We start from the raw sequence: 19,771 nt of genomic DNA, 5'->3' as shown, positions 1-19,771 counted from the left end.
GTGAAGCATGTTAGAAGATAAAGACCGCATCTTTACCAACATCTACGGCCTCAAGGACAAATCCCTGAAGGGCGCGATGAGCCGCGGCCACTGGGATGGCACCAAGCAGATCCTCGAAAAGGGCCGTGACTGGATCATCGACGAGATGAAGGCTTCCGGCCTTCGCGGTCGTGGCGGCGCAGGCTTCCCGACGGGTCTCAAGTGGTCGTTCATGCCCAAACAGAGCGACGGCCGTCCGCATTACCTCGTCGTGAATGCCGACGAATCGGAGCCCGGCACCTGCAAGGACCGCGACATCATGCGCAACGATCCGCATACGCTGATCGAAGGCTGCGTGGTCGCAAGCTTCGCCATGGGCGCCAACGCTGCCTATATCTATGTGCGCGGCGAATATATCCGCGAGCGCGAAGCGCTGCAGGCCGCAATCGATGAATGCTATGATGCCGGCCTTCTCGGCAAGAACAACAAGCTCGGCTGGGACATGGACATCTTCGTCCATCACGGCGCCGGCGCTTATATCTGCGGCGAAGAAACCGCGCTGCTCGAAAGCCTTGAAGGCAAGAAGGGCCAGCCGCGCCTGAAGCCGCCATTCCCGGCCAATATGGGTCTCTATGGCTGCCCGACGACGGTCAACAATGTCGAATCGATCGCCGTTGCCCCGACCATCCTGCGCCGTGGTGCCGGCTGGTTCTCGTCCATCGGCCGTCCGAACAACGTCGGCACCAAGCTCTTCATGCTCTCCGGTCACGTCAACAAGCCGTGCACCGTAGAAGAGAGCATGGGCATCACCTTCCGCGAACTGGTGGACAAGCACGCCGGCGGCATCCGCGGCGGTTGGGACAACCTGCTGGCCGTCATTCCGGGTGGCGCATCGTGCCCGATCGTTCCGGCCAAGGACATCATCGACTGCCCGATGGACTTCGACGGTCTGCGCGCTGTCGGCTCCTCCTTCGGCACGGCCGCCTCGATCGTCATGGACAAGTCCACCGACGTCATCAAGGCGATCGCCCGTATCTCGGCCTTCTTCAAGCATGAGAGCTGCGGCCAGTGCACGCCGTGCCGCGAAGGCACCGGCTGGATGTGGCGCGTGATGGAGCGTATGGCACGCGGCAACGCCCAGAAGCGCGAAATCGACATGCTGTTCCAGGTCACCAAGCAGATCGAAGGCCACACCATCTGCGCGCTCGGCGATGCCGCCGCATGGCCGGTGCAGGGTCTGATCCGTAACTTCCGTCCGGAAATCGAAGCCCGCATCGACCAGTATACGGCCAGTGCGCTCGATCACGGTGCGGTTCTGGAGGCGGCAGAGTAAGCGCATGACGACCAAGGCATCCGATAGCAAGGTGGGAGAAGGGGCAGCCGATTTCGCGGCTGACTTCGGCCGTCTTGCTGCCGGCATGCTGGAAAATGCGCGTGCGATGCCCGTTCATCCGCTGATGGCGCATCAAGCTGCGGCATTTGCCGCAGCCACGGCGATCGGTTTCGGCATTTCCACGCAGATGGCCGGCGTCTTCTTCGGCGCGTTGCAGGGAGCATTCGAGACGGCGAACATGGCAGCCGCAGCGCTCGACGAAACGCCGCCGGATGAAGAAACGCCTGAGATGGCCATCCGTCCGGAGAATATTCGCCGCCCGGCTGAAACGGCTATGCCGGTTCGCAAGGCTGTAAAGCCGAAGCTGACGGTGGTTTCCACCAGGGCCCCGACGGTAGAAACTGTAAAGCCGACGGTTGCCAAGGCGAAGCCGGCCGCAAGGTCCAGGAAGGTTGACGACCTGAAGCTGATCGCCGGCATCGGTCCGAAGCTGGAGCAGGTGCTGAACAAAAGAGGCATCCGCACCTTTGCCGATATTGCGGCATGGAGCGAGGCCGACGTTGCGGGCCTGGACGCCGAACTCGGCTTCGATGGCCGCATCCTGCGTGACGACTGGGTTGGCCAGGCCAAGGTCCTGGCGACACGGGGTCGTAGGAAGAAATAGGTTTCCGGCCGCAGGCGATGGCCGGAAGAATGGCATATCGATCGACGGGGCAGGGGCTCCGGGTCGTGGTGCCGATGGCGGGTTTCGGGTCTCGGAACCAGCGAAAGAGAATTTGGGCAATTCCGGCGCCAGGACGGACGAAATGTCTGTCTTGGCAATATGGATGTTGCAAAAATAGGTTTGTTTGCCGGTGCCCGGCGAATGGGAAACAGGACTGAGTGACGATGGCAAAACTGAAGATTGACGGTAACGAGATCGAAGTTCCGGATCATTACACGCTGATTCAGGCGTGCGAAGAGGCCGGTGCTGAAGTTCCGCGCTTCTGCTTCCATGAGCGTCTGTCGGTTGCCGGCAATTGCCGCATGTGCCTCGTCGAGGTCAAGGGCGGTCCGCCGAAGCCGCAGGCTTCCTGCGCCATGGGCGTGCGCGATATCCGCGGCGGCCCGAACGGCGAACTGCCTGAAGTCTTCACCAACACGCCGATGGTCAAGAAGGCCCGCGAAGGCGTGATGGAATTCCTGCTTATCAACCATCCGCTGGATTGCCCGATCTGCGACCAGGGCGGCGAATGCGATCTGCAGGACCAGGCCATGGCCTTCGGGATCGACACGTCGCGCTATCAGGAAGACAAGCGCGCCGTCGAAGACAAGTATATCGGCCCGCTCGTCAAGACCGTCATGAACCGCTGCATTCACTGCACGCGTTGCGTCCGCTTCACGACGGAAGTGGCCGGCATTTCCGAACTCGGCCTGATCGGCCGCGGCGAAGACGCTGAAATCACCACCTATCTCGAGCAGGCCATGACCTCCGAGCTGCAGGGCAACGTCGTTGACCTCTGCCCGGTCGGCGCACTGACCTCCAAGCCCTTCGCCTTCACGGCCCGTCCGTGGGAACTGAACAAGACCGAATCGATCGACGTCATGGACGCCGTCGGCTCCGCGATCCGCGTCGATACCCGCGGCCGCGAAGTTATGCGCATCCTGCCGCGCGTCAACGAGGCGGTGAATGAAGAGTGGATCTCTGACAAGACCCGTCATGTCTGGGACGGCCTGAAGACGCAGCGCCTCGACCGCCCTTACGTCCGCAAGGACGGCCGCCTGCAGCCGGCGAGCTGGGGCGAAGCCTTCGGCGCCATCAAGGCTGCCGTATCGGCAACGTCGGGCGAAAAGATAGGCGCGATTGCCGGCGACCTCGCTTCGGTCGAAGAAATGTATGCCCTGTCCGAACTGGTAAAGTCGCTGGGTTCCGGGAACCTCGACTGTCGCCAGGATGGGGCGGCACTTGATCCGTCGTTCGGCCGTGCAAGCTACCTCTTCAATCCGACTATATCAGGCATCGAACAGGCCGACGCGCTGCTTATCGTCGGTGCGAATCCGCGCTTTGAAGCCGCTATCCTCAATGCCCGCATCCGCAAGCGTTTCCGTCGTGGCGGCTTCCCGATCGGTGTGATCGGTGAGGGCGGCGAGATGCGTTACAAGTATGATTACCTCGGTGCTGGTCCCGACACGCTGAAGGACATTCTCGACGGCGGCCACGCCTTCGCCGAAGTCCTCTCAAAGGCTTCCAAGCCGATGATCATCATCGGTCAGGGCGCTCTGACCCGCACGGATGGTGCAGGCGTTCTCGCAACCGCCGCCAAGCTCGCTGTCAATGTCGGCGCGATCGCTGAAGGCTGGAACGGTTTTGCAGTGCTGCACACCGCGGCATCGCGCGTCGGCGGCCTCGACCTCGGCTTCGTGCCGGGCGCCAAGGGTGCCAATGCCGCCGAGATGCTGAAGGCCATGGACGTGCTCTTCCTGCTCGGCGCCGACGAACTCGACTTCTCGACCAAGGCTGCGAAGTTCACCGTCTATATCGGCTCGCATGGCGATAACGGTGCACATGGCGCCGATGTCATCCTGCCGGCTGCCGCCTACACCGAAAAGTCCGGCACCTGGGTCAACACTGAGGGCCGCGTCCAGATGGGCAACCGCGCCGGTTTCGCACCGGGCGACGCCCGCGAAGACTGGGCGATCATCCGCGCCCTTTCCGACGTGCTCGGCAAGAAGCTTCCCTTTGATTCTCTCGGCGAATTGCGCAGCAAACTCTATGCGGCATTCCCGCATTTTGCGGCCGTCGATGAGATCGCCGAAGGTGATAGCGCCCAAATTGCCGCACTGGCGAAAAAAGCCGGTAAGATGAACAAATCCGGGTTTGCGTCGTCGGTCAAAGACTTCTATTTGACGAACCCGATAGCGCGCGCCTCGGCTGTCATGGCCGAGTGCTCGGCATTGGCCCGCAACAATTTCAAAGTCGCGGCAGAGTAAGGGCAGGAACTCATGGATTCTTTCTTCTCGACCTATGTCTGGCCGGCGATCATCATGATCGGTCAGTCACTGCTGCTGCTCGTCTGCCTGCTGGTCTTCATTGCTTACGTCCTTCTTGCTGACCGCAAGATCTGGGCTGCCGTCCAGCTGCGCCGCGGTCCGAACGTCGTCGGCCCCTTCGGCCTGTTCCAGTCCTTCGCCGACCTTCTGAAGTTCGTCTTCAAGGAGCCGGTCATTCCGGCCGGCGCCAACAAGGCGGTCTTCCTGCTCGCCCCGCTCGTGACCGTGCTTCTGGCGCTGTCGACCTGGGCGGTCGTGCCGCTTGCTGACGGCTGGGTGGTTGCCAACATCAATGTCGGCATCCTCTACATCCTGGCGATCTCCTCGCTCGAAGTTTACGGCATCATCATGGGTGGCTGGGCTTCGAACTCGAAGTATCCGTTCCTCGGCGCGCTGCGCTCCGCCGCACAGATGGTGTCTTACGAAGTCTCGATCGGCTTCGTCATCGTTACCGTTCTTCTCTGCGTCGGTTCGCTGAACCTGACTGACATCGTCAATGCTCAGCGCACCGGCCTCGGTACGATGCTCGGCCTGCCGAACTCGTTCCTCGACTGGCACTGGCTGGCGCTGTTCCCGATGTTCGTCGTCTTCTTCATCTCGGCGCTCGCCGAGACGAACCGCCCGCCTTTCGACCTTCCGGAAGCAGAATCCGAACTCGTCGCCGGCTTCATGGTCGAATACGGCTCGGCTCCGTACATGATGTTCATGCTCGGCGAATATGCGGCCGTCGTGCTGATGTGCTCGCTGACGACGATCCTCTTCCTGGGTGGCTGGCTGCCGCCGGTTGATTTCTGGCTCATCAACTGGGTGCCCGGTATCATCTGGTTCATGCTGAAGTCGTGCCTGGTGTTCTTCATGTTCGCCATGGTCAAGGCTTTCGTGCCGCGTTACCGCTACGACCAGCTCATGCGTCTCGGCTGGAAGGTTTTCCTTCCGCTGTCGCTCGCCATGGTCGTCATCGTTGCATTCGTGCTGAAACTGACGGGATGGGCAGGCTGATGTCCAACCTCGTTTCCGGCAAAATTGGAGATTGAAGATGGGAAGCCTGTCCGCCTCCATCAACTCGCTTTTTCTTAAGGAATTCGTCGGCGCCTTCTTCCTGTCGATGCGCTATTTCTTCAAGCAGAAGGCGACGATCAACTACCCCTTCGAAAAGGGTCCGGTCAGCCCGCGTTTCCGCGGCGAGCATGCACTGCGCCGTTATCCGAACGGTGAAGAGCGCTGCATCGCCTGCAAGCTGTGCGAAGCGATCTGTCCCGCTCAGGCGATCACCATCGAAGCCGGCCCGCGCCGCAATGACGGCACGCGCCGCACGGTGCGTTACGACATCGACATGGTGAAGTGCATCTACTGCGGCTTCTGCCAGGAAGCTTGCCCTGTTGATGCGATCGTCGAAGGCCCGAATTTCGAATTCGCCACCGAAACCCGTGAAGAACTCTACTTCGATAAGCAGAGGCTCCTCGAAAACGGCGACCGGTGGGAGCGTGAAATCGCCCGCAACATGGCGATCGATGCGCCGTATCGTTGATTGAAATTTGAAATGCCGCGGGAAGGGCACTCTTGCCCACAGCGGTCAACATGCACCGGGGCTTTGCCGGCGAAAGCTGTGCGAAGTCCTATCGGGCAGGGAAACTCCCGGCTGCCCGGGGGAAGATGAAAAAGGCACCAACATGGGTCTGCAGGCTCTATTTTTCTATCTTTTCGCCTTTGTCGCGATAGCGTCGGCGTTCATGGTCATCTGGGCGAAGAACCCGGTTCACTCGGTTCTGTTCCTGATCCTGGTGTTCTTCAATGCAGCGGGTCTCTTCCTGCTGCTGGGTGCCGAATTCCTGGCGATGATCCTGCTCGTCGTCTATGTGGGCGCGGTCGCTGTTCTCTTCCTCTTCGTGGTGATGATGCTCGACATCGACTTCACCGAGCTTCGCGCCGGTGTTCTCGAATATGCGCCGATCGGCGCGCTGATCGGTCTCATCCTCGCAGCCGAACTCATCGTCGTCATCGGCGGCAGCTCGATCTCGCCCGAGATTGCCAAGACGGTCGCCATGCCGATCCCAGCACTGACCGAACGCACCAATACGGCCGCTCTCGGCGATGTGCTCTATACGAACTACGTCTACTTCTTCCAGATCGCCGGTCTGATCCTGCTGGTCGCCATGATCGGCGCGATCGTGCTGACGCTGAAGCATCGCACCAATATCAAGCGGCAGAATATTTCCCGCCAGGTTGCCCGCACGCCTGCGACCGCCGTCGAGGTGATCAAGGTCAAGCCGGGCCAGGGCGTGAGCTGAGCCGAGAGGTCAAGGAACAAAGAACATGGTCATCGGACTTTCCCACTATCTCACGGTCAGCGCCATCCTCTTCACGATCGGCATCTTCGGCATCTTCCTGAACCGGAAGAACATCATCGTCATCCTGATGTCGGTCGAATTGATCCTGTTGTCGGTCAACATCAACATGGTCGCCTTCTCGTCGTTCCTCAACGACATCGTCGGCCAGGTGTTCGCACTGTTCATTCTGACTGTTGCTGCTGCTGAGGCGGCGATCGGTCTCGCAATTCTCGTTGTCTTCTACCGCAACCGCGGTTCGATCGCGGTCGAAGACGTCAATATGATGAAGGGCTGAGCGGCTCATGTTCCTCTATAAGGCTATCGTCTTCCTTCCCCTGATCGGTGCGATCATTGCCGGCCTCTTTGGCCGTGCGATCGGCGCCAAGGCGTCGGAATATGTCACCAGCGGCCTGATGATCATCGCCGCCATCCTGTCCTGGGTCGTCTTCTTCACGGTTGCGCTCGGCCATCCGGAAGGCGTGATCAAGGTCGAGGTTCTGCGCTGGATCCAGTCCGGCGGCATCGACGTCTCCTGGTCGCTGCGTGTCGATACGCTGACCTCGGTCATGCTGATCGTCGTCAATACGGTCTCGACCCTGGTGCATGTCTACTCGATCGGGTACATGCACACCGATCCGCATCGCCCGCGCTTCTTCGCCTATCTGTCGCTCTTTACTTTCGCCATGCTCATGCTGGTGACCTCCGACAACCTCGCCCAGATGTTCTTCGGCTGGGAAGGCGTGGGTCTGGCCTCGTATCTGCTGATCGGCTTCTGGTACAAGAAGCCCTCGGCATCGGCGGCTGCAATAAAGGCGTTCATCGTCAACCGCGTCGGCGACTTCGGCTTCGTGCTCGGTATTGCCACCGTCTTCGTGCTGTTCGGCTCGATCAACTTCGACACGATCTTCGCCAATGCCTCGACCTTCGCTCCGGCGGAAGGCGGCGGCGAAGCCGGTGAAGTGGTCCTGAACCTCTTCGGCATGCATCTCGACAAGGCGCATGCGCTGACCGGCGCCTGCCTGCTGCTCTTCATGGGCGCAATGGGTAAGTCGGCGCAGTTCCTGCTGCACACCTGGCTGCCGGATGCCATGGAAGGCCCAACCCCGGTATCCGCACTCATCCATGCCGCAACAATGGTGACCGCCGGCGTCTTCCTCGTCGCCCGCATGTCGCCGCTTTTCGAACTGTCGCCGGACGCACTCGTCGTCGTGACGATCATCGGCGCGATCACTGCCTTCTTCGCGGCGACCGTCGGCCTTGTGCAGAACGACATCAAGCGCGTCATCGCTTACTCGACCTGCTCGCAGCTCGGCTACATGTTCGTCGCCCTCGGCGTCGGCGCCTATGGCGCGGCAATCTTCCACCTCTTCACGCACGCCTTCTTCAAGGCTCTGCTCTTCCTTTGCGCCGGCTCGGTCATCCACGCCGTCGATGGCGAGCAGGACATGCGTCATATGGGTGGTCTGTACCCGCATATCAAAGTTACCGGCGGCCTCATGATCATCGGTACGCTCGCGATCACCGGTGTCGGCATCCCCTTCACCCCGATCGGTTTTGCAGGCTTCTTCTCCAAGGATGTCATCATCGAGGCGACCTATGCGTCGCATTCGCCGGCTGCGGGCTTCGCCTTCACGCTGCTCGTTATTGCGGCACTTTTCACGAGCTTCTATTCCTGGCGCCTGATCTTCATGACCTTCTTCGGCAGGCCGCGCGCTTCGCATGAAGTCATGCATCACGTCCATGAATCGCCGCAGGTCATGCTGGTGCCGCTCTACATCCTGGCCATCGGCGCGGTCGTCGCGGGCGTGCTCTTCGAAGGCCGTTTCTACGGCGAGGAATATGCCGAGTTCTGGAAGGGCGCACTCTTCACTGGTGCCGAGAACGAACTGGTGGAAGAATTCCATCACGTCCCGGCCTGGGTCGGCCTCAGTCCCTTCATCGCCATGCTGCTCGGTTTCGTGACCGCCTGGTACATGTACATCAGGTCGCCGTCGACGCCGCGCAAGCTCGCCGAGCAGCACCGTGTGCTCTACCAGTTCCTGCTCAACAAATGGTACTTCGACGAGCTCTACGATTTCCTCTTCGTCCGCAGCGCCAAGGCTCTTGGCAACTTCCTCTGGAAGAAGGGTGATGTCGGCGTCATCGATACCTACGGTCCGAACGGCATTGCCGCCCGCGTCGTCAACGTCACCGACCGCGTCGTGCGCCTGCAGACCGGCTACCTCTATCACTATGCCTTCGCGATGCTGATCGGCGTTGCAGCGCTCGTTACCTGGATGATGCTCGGGAGTTCCTTCTGATGACCGATTGGCCTATTCTTTCAACGGTCACCTTCCTGCCGCTCGTCGGCGTGGTGCTCTTGTTGCTGATGAACGGCGAAACTGAGAACGGCCGCAAGAACGTGCTGTGGATTTCGCTGATCACCACGGTTTTCACCTTCATCCTCTCGCTCTTCATCTGGATCGGTTTCGACAACGCCAATCCGGGCTTCCAGATGATCGAGCAGCATAGCTGGCTCGGCACCGGCATCGGCTACCATGTCGGTGTCGACGGCATCTCCATGCTGTTCATCATCCTCTCGACCTTCTTGATGCCCTTCTGCGTGCTCGCAAGCTGGCTCTCGATCGAGAAGCGCCTGAAGGAATACATGATCGCCTTCCTCATCCTTGAAGTGATGATGGTCGGTGTCTTCGTCTCGCTCGATATCGTTCTCTTCTACGTCTTCTTCGAAGGCGGCCTCATTCCGATGTTCCTGATTATCGGCGTCTGGGGCGGTGCGAACCGCGTCTATGCGAGCTACAAGTTCTTCCTCTACACGCTGCTCGGCTCGGTGCTGATGCTGCTCGCCATCATGGCCATGTACTGGCAGGCCGGCACGACTGACATCACCGCGCTGCTGGCCTACAAGTTCCCGCCGGCAATGCAGACCTGGCTGTGGCTTGCCTTCTTCGCGTCCTTCGCGGTGAAAATGCCGATGTGGCCGGTCCATACCTGGCTCCCCGACGCACACGTCCAGGCGCCGACGGCCGGTTCCGTCATCCTGGCAGGCGTGCTTCTGAAGCTCGGCGGCTACGGCCTGATCCGCTTCTCGATCGGCATGTTCCCGGTCGCTTCGGATCATTTCGCGCCGCTCGTGTTCGCGCTGTCCGTTATCGCTATCATCTACACCTCGCTGGTCGCGATGATGCAGGACGACATCAAGAAGCTGATCGCCTATTCCTCGGTCGCTCACATGGGCTACGTGACGATGGGCATTTTCGCGGCCAACGCTCAGGGCCTGCAGGGTTCGATCTTCCAGATGCTGTCGCACGGCATCGTCTCGGGCGCGCTCTTCCTCTGCGTCGGCGTCGTCTATGACCGCACTCACACCCGCGAGATCGCGGCTTACGGCGGTCTGGTCAACAACATGCCGAAATATGCCGTCGCCTTCATGGTCTTCACCATGGCCAATGTCGGCCTGCCCGGCACTTCGGGTTTCATCGGCGAATTCCTGACGCTGATCGGCGTCTTCCGCGCCAACACCTGGGTTGCGCTCTTTGCCGCCACCGGTGTCATCCTCTCTGCTGCCTATGCGCTCTGGCTTTATCGCCGGGTGATCTTCGGCGCGCTGGAGAAGGAAAAGCTGAAGGCGCTGCTCGACCTTTCGCCGCGTGAAAAGGTCATCCTTTATCCGCTGGTCGCGCTCACTATTTTCTTCGGCGTCTATCCGGCTCCGGTCTTCGATGCGACCGCAGCTTCGGTAGACCATCTGATCAACAGCTATTCGGCCGCAGTGCAGGCAGCGCAGAATGTTGCGCTGTCGATGAAATGACGGGACTTTAGGACATGACTGCTGAAACAATCTCCCTGAGCCTGTACCTGTCCGCGCCGGAAATCATCCTCGCGATCGGTGCCCTTCTGCTGCTCATGATCGGCGTTTTCTCAGGCGAGCGGTCCGGTCCGCTCGTCAGCGCGCTGGCGATGATCGTGATTGCCATCTCCGGCCTGTGGCTGATCTTCGTTCCCGGCGACGGCCTTGCTTATGGCGGCGTCTATCTCGCCGACGGCTTTGCACGCTTCATGAAGGTGCTGGCCCTGATCGGTTCTCTGGTCGCGCTGTTCATGTCGATGGGTCATGCGCGGGAAAACCAGCTCGACAAGTTCGAGTTCCCGGTTCTCCTGGTGCTTTGTACGCTCGGCATCATGCTGATGATCTCGGCAAATGATCTGATCGCGCTCTACCTCGGCCTCGAACTGCAGTCTCTGGCGATCTACGTCATCGCTGCGATCAACCGCGACAGCCTGAAGTCAACCGAAGCCGGCCTGAAGTATTTCGTCCTCGGCGCGCTTTCCTCGGGCATGCTGCTCTACGGCATGTCGCTGGTCTACGGGTTCACCGGTCACACGCATTTCGCCGAAGTTGCCCAGGCGCTCACGGTCGAGGGAGCACGCTCGCTCGGCCTGATCTTCGGCCTCGTCTTCATCCTCGCCGGTATCGCCTTCAAGATCTCGGCCGTTCCGTTCCATATGTGGACGCCGGACGTTTATGAAGGCGCGCCGACCCCGGTCACCGCCTTCCTGGCGAGCGCGCCGAAGGTTGCCGCCATGGCGATGATGACCCGCATCGTCATCACCGCCTTCGAGCCGGTGCTGACCGATTGGCAGCAGGTCATCGTCTTCATTTCGATCGCCTCGATGCTGCTCGGTTCGTTTGCGGCCATCGGCCAGAAGAACATCAAGCGACTGATGGCCTATTCCTCGATCGGTCACATGGGTTATGCGCTGGTCGGCCTCGCAGCGGGCAACCAGACGGGCGTCACCGGCGTCATGCTCTACATGGCGATCTACATGGTCATGACCCTCGGCTCCTTCGCCATCATCATGTCGATGCGCCGCAAGGACGGTACGGTTGTCGAAAATGTCAGCGATCTCGCCGGCCTGTCAACGACGAACCCCTTCATGGCTGTCGTGCTGACAGCGCTGATGTTCTCGCTTGCCGGTATCCCGCCGCTCGCTGGCTTCTTTGCGAAGTACTTCGTCTTCGTCGCCGCCATCGAAGCCAAGCTTTATGCGCTTGCCGTCATCGGTGTCCTGGCTTCGGTCGTCGGCGCTTACTACTACCTGCGCGTCATCAAGCTGATGTGGTTCGATGAGGCGACCGGCGAGTTCGCCCGCGTCTCCGGTTCGCTGCGCCTCGTCTTCGGTCTCTCCGGCCTCTTCGTCGCTGCCTATGTTCTCATCGGCGGTCCGATCGGTGGTGCGGCAGAGCTCGCTGCGGCAACGCTGTTCTGATGGCTCCCGACAAGCGGCGCCGGATATCGCTCGGCGATATCAGGCACGAGGCCTTGTCGGATACGTCGTCGACCAACACGGAATGCCTTGCCCGGGCTCGGGCAGGGGACAGCGGTCTGCTCTGGGTGACCGCCGAACGACAGACCGGCGGCCGAGGGCGCCGGGGCCGTCCCTGGGTTTCAGAGCGCGGCAATCTCTACGCCTCACTTCTCCTCATCGATCCGGCGCCGATGGAGCGCCTTGCCTCCCTACCGCTGGCAATCGCCGTCGCCGTGCACCAGGCGATCCGCAATGTACTGCCGCCCGGCGCCGAGCCGCTCGAGGTGAAGTGGCCGAACGATATCCTGATCGGACGCAAGAAGACCTGCGGCATCCTCGTGGAAGGCGAACGACTGGCGGATGGCCGCCATGCCGTCGTGATCGGCATCGGTATCAATGTATCGGTCATGCCGGACAACCCTATCTATCCGGTGACCTGCCTGCGTGATCAGGGAAGTGCGGCTTCGCCCGAAGAGCTCTTCGCCCATCTCTTTGCCTCCATGGCCGAGACGCTTGATATCTGGGATGAAGGCCAGGGTATCGCCGAGGTCACGGCTCGGTGGCGCGCTGTCGCCTGCGGTATTGGCGAAAAGATAACCGTGAATCTGCCCGACAGGTCGATTTCAGGATATTTCGCCGGAATAGATGATAATGGCCTGTTGATGCTCGATACCGGCGCAGGCAGGATAATGCCGATTGCGGCCGGCGATGTATTCTTTGGATAGTGGAAAAAACAAACATTATGGCGAAACAGGACGAACTGGTATTTCTGCCCCTGGGCGGCGTCGGCGAGATCGGCATGAATCTCGCGCTGTACGGCTACGGCCCGGCGGATCATCGCCAGTGGATCATGGTGGATTGCGGCGTCACCTTTCCGGGGCCGGATCTGCCGGGTGTCGATCTCGTTCTGCCGGATATCCGCTTCCTTGCCAATGAGCGCAAGAACCTCAAGGCGATCATCATCACCCACGCCCATGAGGATCACTATGGCGCGCTCGCCGATCTCTGGCCGGGCCTCAACGTGCCGGTCTATGCCTCGCCCTTCACGGCCGGCTTGCTGGAAGCCAAGCGCAATTTCGAGAAGGATGCGATCGGCGAAGTACCGGTGACGATCTTCAAGGCCGGCGATACGATCAATGTCGGGCCCTTCAGCATCGAGGGTGTTGCCGTCAATCACTCGATCCCCGAGCCCATGTCGTTGGTGATCCGCACGCCGCTCGGCAATGTCATCCACACCGGCGACTGGAAGATCGACCATGAGCCGTCGCTCGGACCGCTGACCGACGAGGCGCGCTTCCGTCAGATTGGCGATGAGGGCGTGCTGGCGTTGCTCTGCGACTCCACCAATGCGCTGCGCGACGGCGTTTCGCCCTCCGAGAAGGATGTCTCGGAGAGCTTGCGCAAGATCATCGAGAATGCCGAAGGACGTGTGGCAATTACCACCTTCTCCTCGAATGTCGGCCGTATCCGCACCGTCGCCGAAGCCGCCGAAGCCGCCGGTCGCGAAGTGCTGCTGCTCGGAAGCTCGCTGAAGCGTGTGTGCGATGTCGCTCAGGACATTGGCCTGCTGGAAGGCGTAAAGCCGTTCATATCCGAAGAGGATTACGGCTTCATTCCGCGCGACAAGGTCGTGGTCATCCTGACCGGCAGCCAGGGCGAGCCGCGTGCCGCTCTCGCCAAGCTCTCCCGTGACGAGATGCGTAATGTAGCATTCGCCGCCGGCGACATCGTCGTCTTCTCCTCGCGTGCCATCCCCGGTAACGAGAAGGCGATCCAGGACATCAAGAACGGTCTGGTGGAGCAGGGCGTTCACATCATTACCGACACAGAGGCGCTGGTGCATGTTTCCGGCCATCCGCGCCGCAACGAGTTGCAGAAGATGTACGAGTGGACACGGCCAAAAGTCGTTGTGCCCGTACATGGCGAGGCAACGCATCTGACGGCGCATAAGGAGCTTGCCGAACAGTCGGGCATTCCGACAGTGCCGCGCGTGCGAAACGGTGATGTGCTGCGGCTTGCACCGGGACCGGTCGAGGTGATCGACGAGGCGCCGCATGGCCGCATCTACAAGGATGGGTCACTGATCGGTGACTTCGATGAGATGGGCATCGGCGAGCGCAAGAAGCTTTCCTATGTCGGCCATGTTGCCCTGAGCATCGTGCTCGACAGCCGCTATGACATCATCGGCGAGCCCGATCTCGTGGCGATCGGCCTGCCGGTCTATGACGACGAGGGCGAGGATATGGAAGATGGGTTGTTCGACGCCGCGATCGGAGCGTTCGAGAGCATTCCACGCGCCCGCCGCAAGGATATCGACATGGTACAGGAGGCCCTGCGCCGCGCCGTGCGCGCTGCCGCCAATCATACCTGGGGCAAGAAGCCTCTCGTCACGGTCTTCATCACCAGGGTCTGATGATGCTTGGCCGGGTGAACCATATCGCCATCGCCGTGCCTGATCTGGCCGCCGCAGTCGCGAGCTATCGCGACACTCTGGGGGCAGCGGTCTCGCAGCCGCAAGCACTACCGGCGCATGGCGTGACGGTCGTTTTCGTGGAACTGCCGAATACCAAGGTGGAACTGCTGGAGCCGCTCGGTGAAGCCTCACCCATTGCGGCCTTCCTCGAGAAGAACCCGTCGGGCGGAATGCACCACATCTGCTACGAGGTCGCCGATATCCTCGCCGCCCGCGATCGGTTAACGGCATCGGGGGCGAGGGTGCTTGGCAATGGCGAGCCGAAGATTGGCGCGCATGGCAAGCCGGTGCTTTTCCTCCATCCGAAGGACTTCTTCGGTACATTGATCGAGCTGGAACAGGTCTGAAGCTCTGCGTCAGAGTGACCTAAACTGTTCACCGCCTTTGAACTCGCGGCCATTCCGCCTTATAAGCAGCCAAAACCTGCCGCCAAGGCACCATATCGACGGGAACCAAGATGTTTCAGGCCTTCCTCCAGGGATTCGCAGTCTATTTCATCATCTGGTGGATCACGCTTTTTGCCGTGCTGCCGATCGGCCTGCGCACCCAGGCGGACGATAATGATGTTGTGCTGGGCACCGCGCCGAGCGCCCCGACCCGTTTTCGTCCGGTTTTTGTTTTTTCGCTGACGACGTTCATTTCAGGTGCAATTTACGGCTTCTGGTATATCTGCTCGACCTATTTCGGTCTCGGCTTCGATGCACTTCCACAAATAGGGCCTAGCTTCTATTAGGAATGGCTTTTGCTCAATCTTTGAGCAGATGTAAATGCAACCGCGAAAAATCTGTCATACGGACGTCACGCAAGTGAGGCAAAGAGCTTGCGTAACGGAAGACGAGCTTACTTGACGAAAGGCGAGCTTGATTTTTCAGGAATGGTGGAAGCCGAAAAAGCAAAAAAAAACAAGGCTAAAAGCCTTGTTTTAATTATCGCGTGATCCTTAACCGTTACCGGGGCAGCGACGAGCGCGCCTAAGATCTGATCCTCCCAAGACTTGACCGCGAGTTCGACAAGAATTTAACCTTCCTGCCTGTTTTGTGAGCTAAAGCTAGCTCAAAGATTGTGCTTTGTCATTAGCTTTTTTTGCATTTTTGCTACACTCACGCAAAATTTTTCTGTTGACAAGATTTGCCTTCAAGCCCTTATAAATACGCGCTTTTTCGCGCCTGCTCAATTTGTGGGCGCTAACATGCGTCTGCGGGAGGCAGCTGGCACCGGTCGCGGGTTTCCTTCCTGCCGCGAAGCGGCTATGAACGCTCCCATCTTAACAAATGCCGTCGATTCCGCTTGGGTAAGCGGCGTCTCAACTGTACCGGAATCCGCCATGCGTCTGTCCCGCTTTTTCATACCCATCCTGAAGGAAAACCCCAAGGAGGCGGAAATCGTCTCTCACCGGCTGATGCTGCGCTCCGGCATGGTGCGCCAGCAGTCGCAGGGCATCTATTCCTGGCTGCCGCTCGGCAAGAAGGTGCTGGACAAGGTCAACAACATCATCCGCGAGGAGCAGAACCGCGCCGGCGCCATCGAGCTTCTGATGCCGACGCTGCAGTCGGCCGAGCTCTGGCAGGAGAGTGGCCGTTACGACGCCTATGGCAAGGAGATGCTGCGCATCAAGGACCGTCAGGACCGTCCGATGCTCTACGGCCCGACCAACGAAGAAGTGATCACGGATATCTTCCGTTCCTCCGTGAAGTCCTACAAGGACCTGCCGCTCAATCTCTATCATATCCAGCTGAAATTCCGTGACGAGATCCGTCCGCGCTTCGGCACCATGCGCTCGCGCGAATTCATGATGAAGGACGCTTACTCCTTTGACTTGACGCGCGAAGGTGCGGAACATTCCTACAACAAGATGTTCACCGCCTATCTGCGCACCTTCGATCGTCTCGGCCTGCGCGCCATTCCGATGCGCGCCGACACCGGCCCGATCGGCGGCGATCTCAGCCATGAATTCATCATCCTCGCCGACACCGGCGAGTCCGAGGTTTTCTGCCATAAGGATTTCGTCAATTTCGACATTCCCGTGGAAAATACGGATTTCGACAGCGTCGACGGCCTGAAGTCGATTTTCGACAAGTGGACGTCGCTTTATGCCGCGACCTCCGAGATGCATGACGAGGCGGCCTTCAACGCCATTCCGGAGGGCGAGCGTCTTTCTGCGCGCGGCATCGAAGTCGGTCATATTTTCTACTTCGGTACCAGGTATTCCGAGCCGATGGGCGCGAAGGTGCAAGGTCCCGATGGCAAGGAACATACCGTTCACATGGGTTCCTACGGTATCGGCCCGACACGCCTTGTTCCCGCCATCATCGAAGCATCGCATGATGAGAACGGAATCATCTGGCCGGAGTCGGTCGCGCCCTTCGATGTCGTGGTCATCAACATGAAGGCCGGCGACGAGGCCTGCGACGGCACCTGCGAGCTGATCTACGCGGCGCTGACCAAGGCCGGCAAGGATGTGCTCTATGACGACACGGACGACCGTGCCGGCACCAAGTTTGCGACCGCCGACCTGATCGGCGTGCCGTACCAGATCATTGCCGGTCCGCGCGCGGTCGCGAATGGCGAAGTGGAAGTGAAGGACCGCAAGACTGGCGCCCGCGAGACGATGACCATCGAGGCGGCGATCAACAGGTTCGTGGCTTAAGAAAGACGGAGGCGAAATGGCAGAGGCAGCATTGGACCGGAGTTCCAAATCCGGCTTGGGTCCGGCTGGCAAGCCATTTTCCACCTTCGAACGCCTGGTGGCGTGGCGCTATCTGCGCGCCCGCCGCAAGGAGGCCTTCATCTCTGTCATTGCCGGCTTCTCCTTCGTCGGCATCATGCTGGGCGTTGCAACGCTGATCATCGTCATGGCCGTTATGAACGGGTTCCGCACGGAACTCGTCTCCCGCATCCTCGGTATCAACGGCCACATGATCATCCAGCCGGTCGATGGTCCCTTCACCGACTATGCCGACCTCGTGAAGAAATTCGAGGCGGTGCCCGGTATCAAGATGGCGCTGCCGCTGGTCGAGGGCCAGGTGCTGGCTTCCTCGCGGACGGGCGGCAGCACCGGTGCGCTGGTGCGCGGCACGCGCGCCGAAGACCTGACCAAGCTCAAGGCAGTATCCGACAATATCAAGTCCGGCGACATGGTAGGCTTTGCTGCAGGCGACAGCGTTTTGATGGGCACGCGCATGGCCGACCAGCTCGGCCTGCGGGTCGGTGACCTGATTACGCTGACGTCACCGGAAGGTGATGTGACGCCGATGGGCGTCAATCCGCGCATCAAATCCTACAAGATCTCCGGTCTCTTCGAGATCGGCATGTCGGAATACAATTCCTCGATCATCTATATGCCGCTCGAGGAATCGCAGCTTTATTTCAATGCCGACGGGCTGGTGCAGTCGATCGAACTCTTCGTCAATAACCCCGACGATATCGACAATCTGAGGCCCAAGGTGGAGGAGGCGGCCGGTCGGCAGATAGCCATCACCGACTGGCGTCAGCGCAACCAGACCTTCTTTTCCGCCCTGCAGGTCGAGCGCAACGTCATGTTCATGATCCTGACGCTGATCGTGCTCGTCGCAGCGCTCAACATCATCTCCGGCCTCATCATGCTGGTGAAGGACAAGGGCAGCGATATCGCGATCCTGCGTACCATGGGCGCGAGCGCCGGCGCCATCATGCGCATCTTCTTCATGACGGGAGCTGCGATCGGCATCGTCGGCACGATCGCCGGCGTGCTGCTCGGCGTGCTCGTCTGCATCAACATCGAGTCCATCCGCCAGTTCTTCTCCTGGGTCTCTGGCACGGTGCTTTTCGATCCGCAGCTCTACTTCCTGAGCCAGCTTCCGGCGGAAATGGATGTGAGCGAAACGGTTTCAGTCGTCATCATGGCGCTGACGCTCTCTTTCATCGCGACGATCTTCCCCGCCTGGCGCGCCTCCCGCCTCGATCCCGTTCAGGCCCTTCGTTACGAATAAGGCCGTGATCCAAGGTCAAATCCAAGGCCCAATCCAAGGAATGCCGCATTCATGAAACGCAACGTCGTTCTCAAGCTTTCAGGCGTCGCGCGCCACTATGGCCAGGGCGAAACGCTGCTGACCATCCTCAAGGGTGCGGATTTCACCCTGTCGAGCGGTGAGATGGTGGCGCTGGTGGCGCCGTCAGGCACCGGCAAGTCGACGCTGCTGCATGTCGCAGGGCTGCTGGAGCATCCTGACGGCGGCGAGGTAGTGGTCAACGATCGCCCCTGTGATGGCCTTTCCGATGACAAGCGCACGGCCATCCGCCGCGGTGAGATCGGCTTTGTTTATCAGTTCCATCACCTGCTGCCGGAATTCTCGGCGCAGGAGAACATCATGATGCCGCAGCTCATCGCCGGTCTCTCATGGAAGGAAGCGAGCGAACGGGCAAAGATGCTTCTGGACTACATGCGCATCGGCCACCGCGGTACGCATCGCCCGGGCGAGCTTTCCGGCGGCGAGCAGCAGCGCGTGGCAATCGCGCGCGCCGTTGCCAATGCGCCGAGCCTGCTTCTGGCCGACGAGCCGACCGGCAACCTCGACCCGGAAACAGCAAGCTACGTCTTCGATGCTCTGGAAGCGCTGGTTCGCCAGTCCGGCCTTGCCGCGCTGATCGCCACACATAACCACGAGCTCGCCCGGCGCATGGACCGGCGCGTGACGATCTCCGACGGCAAGGTCGTGGATTTCTGATTATCAGGGGACAATCAGCCCGCCGCGATAATCGAGCTCATAGGCCTTCTGACCATCGACAAGGATGAATTCGTGGCCACGGAAATGCGTGCAGTCGCCTTCGCTCGTATCGACATAGCGCCCCAGCGAATGATCGAAGGTCATGCCGCCGAGGAAGCGGCCTTGTTTGTAGAGCTGTGACAGCGCGGCGCTAATGATCGTGCCGGCGACAGTTCCGTCGATGATCCCGGGCTCGATGATCCGCCCGAAATAGTTCATCGCCCACACCGGCTTTTCCTCCAGCCACACCACTTCCTGACCGGCAAAATCCGTGCCGCCGAAATAGCTGTCGAGATAGCGCCAGATGCCGCGCTTGTAGCCGAGGTCATGGGCGCCGATCCGATAGGAAGGCTGTGCCTTGGCGCCGGCAACATAAGTCTGCGATTTGGCTTCGACAATGAAGCCGTTGAGTTCCTGCGTGTCCATCGTCCCACTGCTCCGATGTTAACCATGTCCCGCAGAAGCGGGGGGTAAACCTGTTGACAAAAGAACATACATGGAACAAATTAAAAACATAAGAGCAAAAGGAGAGCCAAATGACTGACATGATCCGTGATATCGCAGCATTCACCTCCAT

General features: G+C 60.1%; 18 protein-coding genes. 17 read left to right on the top strand and 1 reads right to left on the bottom strand.

The genetic code is table 11. The annotated features are described in order from the left end of the window. The first annotated feature begins 7 nt into the window (after positions 1 to 7). The 17 genes from nuoF (at position 8) to ACR9ZQ_RS18430 (ending at position 19,155) form a co-directional block, all read left to right on the top strand. Positions 8 to 1,312 carry an NADH-quinone oxidoreductase subunit NuoF gene (gene nuoF / locus ACR9ZQ_RS18510; protein ID WP_113324443.1) on the top strand — a complete coding sequence of 435 codons (1,305 nt, stop codon included), beginning with the start codon at positions 8 to 10 and terminating at the stop codon, positions 1,310 to 1,312. A gap of 4 nt (positions 1,313 to 1,316) precedes the next feature. Further along, positions 1,317 to 1,976, top strand: coding sequence for a 5' DNA nuclease (locus ACR9ZQ_RS18505; RefSeq protein WP_481428503.1), 660 nt, complete (start codon positions 1,317 to 1,319; stop codon positions 1,974 to 1,976). Between the two features lie 224 nt (positions 1,977 to 2,200). Then, the gene (gene nuoG / locus ACR9ZQ_RS18500; RefSeq protein WP_481428502.1) at positions 2,201 to 4,282 is read left to right on the top strand and encodes an NADH-quinone oxidoreductase subunit NuoG; all 2,082 of its coding nucleotides are present in this window, start codon (positions 2,201 to 2,203) and stop codon (positions 4,280 to 4,282) included. A 12-nt stretch (positions 4,283 to 4,294) separates the two neighbouring features. Continuing rightward, positions 4,295 to 5,341 (top strand): NADH-quinone oxidoreductase subunit NuoH, encoded by a 1,047-nt coding sequence (gene nuoH, locus ACR9ZQ_RS18495; RefSeq protein WP_037096242.1) that lies wholly within the window; start codon positions 4,295 to 4,297, stop codon positions 5,339 to 5,341. Between the two features lie 37 nt (positions 5,342 to 5,378). Then, on the top strand, positions 5,379 to 5,870 hold the full coding sequence (gene nuoI, locus ACR9ZQ_RS18490; protein WP_037096244.1) for an NADH-quinone oxidoreductase subunit NuoI: 492 nt from the start codon (positions 5,379 to 5,381) through the stop codon (positions 5,868 to 5,870). Positions 5,871 to 6,012: 142 nt separating this feature from the next. Further along, on the top strand, positions 6,013 to 6,630 hold the full coding sequence (locus ACR9ZQ_RS18485; RefSeq protein ID WP_113324440.1) for an NADH-quinone oxidoreductase subunit J: 618 nt from the start codon (positions 6,013 to 6,015) through the stop codon (positions 6,628 to 6,630). A 25-nt stretch (positions 6,631 to 6,655) separates the two neighbouring features. Beyond that, positions 6,656 to 6,964 carry an NADH-quinone oxidoreductase subunit NuoK gene (gene nuoK / locus ACR9ZQ_RS18480; protein WP_007823900.1) on the top strand — a complete coding sequence of 103 codons (309 nt, stop codon included), beginning with the start codon at positions 6,656 to 6,658 and terminating at the stop codon, positions 6,962 to 6,964. A 7-nt stretch (positions 6,965 to 6,971) separates the two neighbouring features. Continuing rightward, positions 6,972 to 8,969, top strand: a complete 1,998-nt coding sequence (gene nuoL, locus ACR9ZQ_RS18475) for an NADH-quinone oxidoreductase subunit L (RefSeq protein ID WP_481428501.1) — start codon at positions 6,972 to 6,974, stop codon at positions 8,967 to 8,969. Beyond that, positions 8,969 to 10,480, top strand: a complete 1,512-nt coding sequence (locus ACR9ZQ_RS18470) for an NADH-quinone oxidoreductase subunit M (RefSeq protein ID WP_007823904.1) — start codon at positions 8,969 to 8,971, stop codon at positions 10,478 to 10,480. The genes nuoL and ACR9ZQ_RS18470 overlap by 1 nt, the downstream gene beginning before the upstream one ends. Before the next feature lie 14 nt (positions 10,481 to 10,494). Beyond that, the gene (gene nuoN, locus ACR9ZQ_RS18465) at positions 10,495 to 11,940 is read left to right on the top strand and encodes an NADH-quinone oxidoreductase subunit NuoN (protein WP_310382964.1); all 1,446 of its coding nucleotides are present in this window, start codon (positions 10,495 to 10,497) and stop codon (positions 11,938 to 11,940) included. Next, positions 11,940 to 12,704: a biotin--[acetyl-CoA-carboxylase] ligase gene (locus tag ACR9ZQ_RS18460; RefSeq protein WP_481428500.1), complete on the top strand. Its 765-nt coding sequence runs from the start codon at positions 11,940 to 11,942 to the stop codon at positions 12,702 to 12,704. The genes nuoN and ACR9ZQ_RS18460 overlap by 1 nt, the downstream gene beginning before the upstream one ends. 17 nt (positions 12,705 to 12,721) lie before the next feature. Next, positions 12,722 to 14,392 carry a ribonuclease J gene (locus tag ACR9ZQ_RS18455; protein ID WP_481428499.1) on the top strand — a complete coding sequence of 557 codons (1,671 nt, stop codon included), beginning with the start codon at positions 12,722 to 12,724 and terminating at the stop codon, positions 14,390 to 14,392. A gap of 2 nt (positions 14,393 to 14,394) precedes the next feature. After that, entirely contained in the window at positions 14,395 to 14,799 is a 405-nt protein-coding gene (gene mce, locus ACR9ZQ_RS18450) for a methylmalonyl-CoA epimerase (RefSeq protein ID WP_113324477.1), read from the top strand. A gap of 110 nt (positions 14,800 to 14,909) precedes the next feature. Further along, positions 14,910 to 15,185, top strand: coding sequence for a DUF1467 family protein (locus ACR9ZQ_RS18445; RefSeq protein ID WP_310382966.1), 276 nt, complete (start codon positions 14,910 to 14,912; stop codon positions 15,183 to 15,185). A gap of 591 nt (positions 15,186 to 15,776) precedes the next feature. Further along, complete coding sequence (gene proS, locus ACR9ZQ_RS18440) at positions 15,777 to 17,099, top strand: proline--tRNA ligase (RefSeq protein ID WP_477822568.1); 1,323 nt, start codon at positions 15,777 to 15,779, stop codon at positions 17,097 to 17,099. Positions 17,100 to 17,115: 16 nt separating this feature from the next. Further along, the gene (locus tag ACR9ZQ_RS18435; protein ID WP_481428498.1) at positions 17,116 to 18,420 is read left to right on the top strand and encodes a lipoprotein-releasing ABC transporter permease subunit; all 1,305 of its coding nucleotides are present in this window, start codon (positions 17,116 to 17,118) and stop codon (positions 18,418 to 18,420) included. A 51-nt stretch (positions 18,421 to 18,471) separates the two neighbouring features. Continuing rightward, positions 18,472 to 19,155, top strand: coding sequence for an ABC transporter ATP-binding protein (locus tag ACR9ZQ_RS18430; protein ID WP_310382969.1), 684 nt, complete (start codon positions 18,472 to 18,474; stop codon positions 19,153 to 19,155). A gap of 3 nt (positions 19,156 to 19,158) precedes the next feature. Here the strand turns inward: ACR9ZQ_RS18430 and ACR9ZQ_RS18425 are convergent, their stop codons facing one another. Continuing rightward, the gene (locus tag ACR9ZQ_RS18425; RefSeq protein ID WP_481428497.1) at positions 19,159 to 19,620 is read right to left on the bottom strand and encodes a DUF5680 domain-containing protein; all 462 of its coding nucleotides are present in this window, start codon (positions 19,618 to 19,620) and stop codon (positions 19,159 to 19,161) included. Between the last annotated feature and the right edge of the window lie 151 nt (positions 19,621 to 19,771).

The sequence above is a fragment of the Rhizobium sp. KNZ14-9A genome (assembly GCF_056755015.1).
The sequence above is the reverse complement of the archived record's forward strand: the minus strand, read 5'-3'. Positions and strand labels throughout refer to the sequence as shown.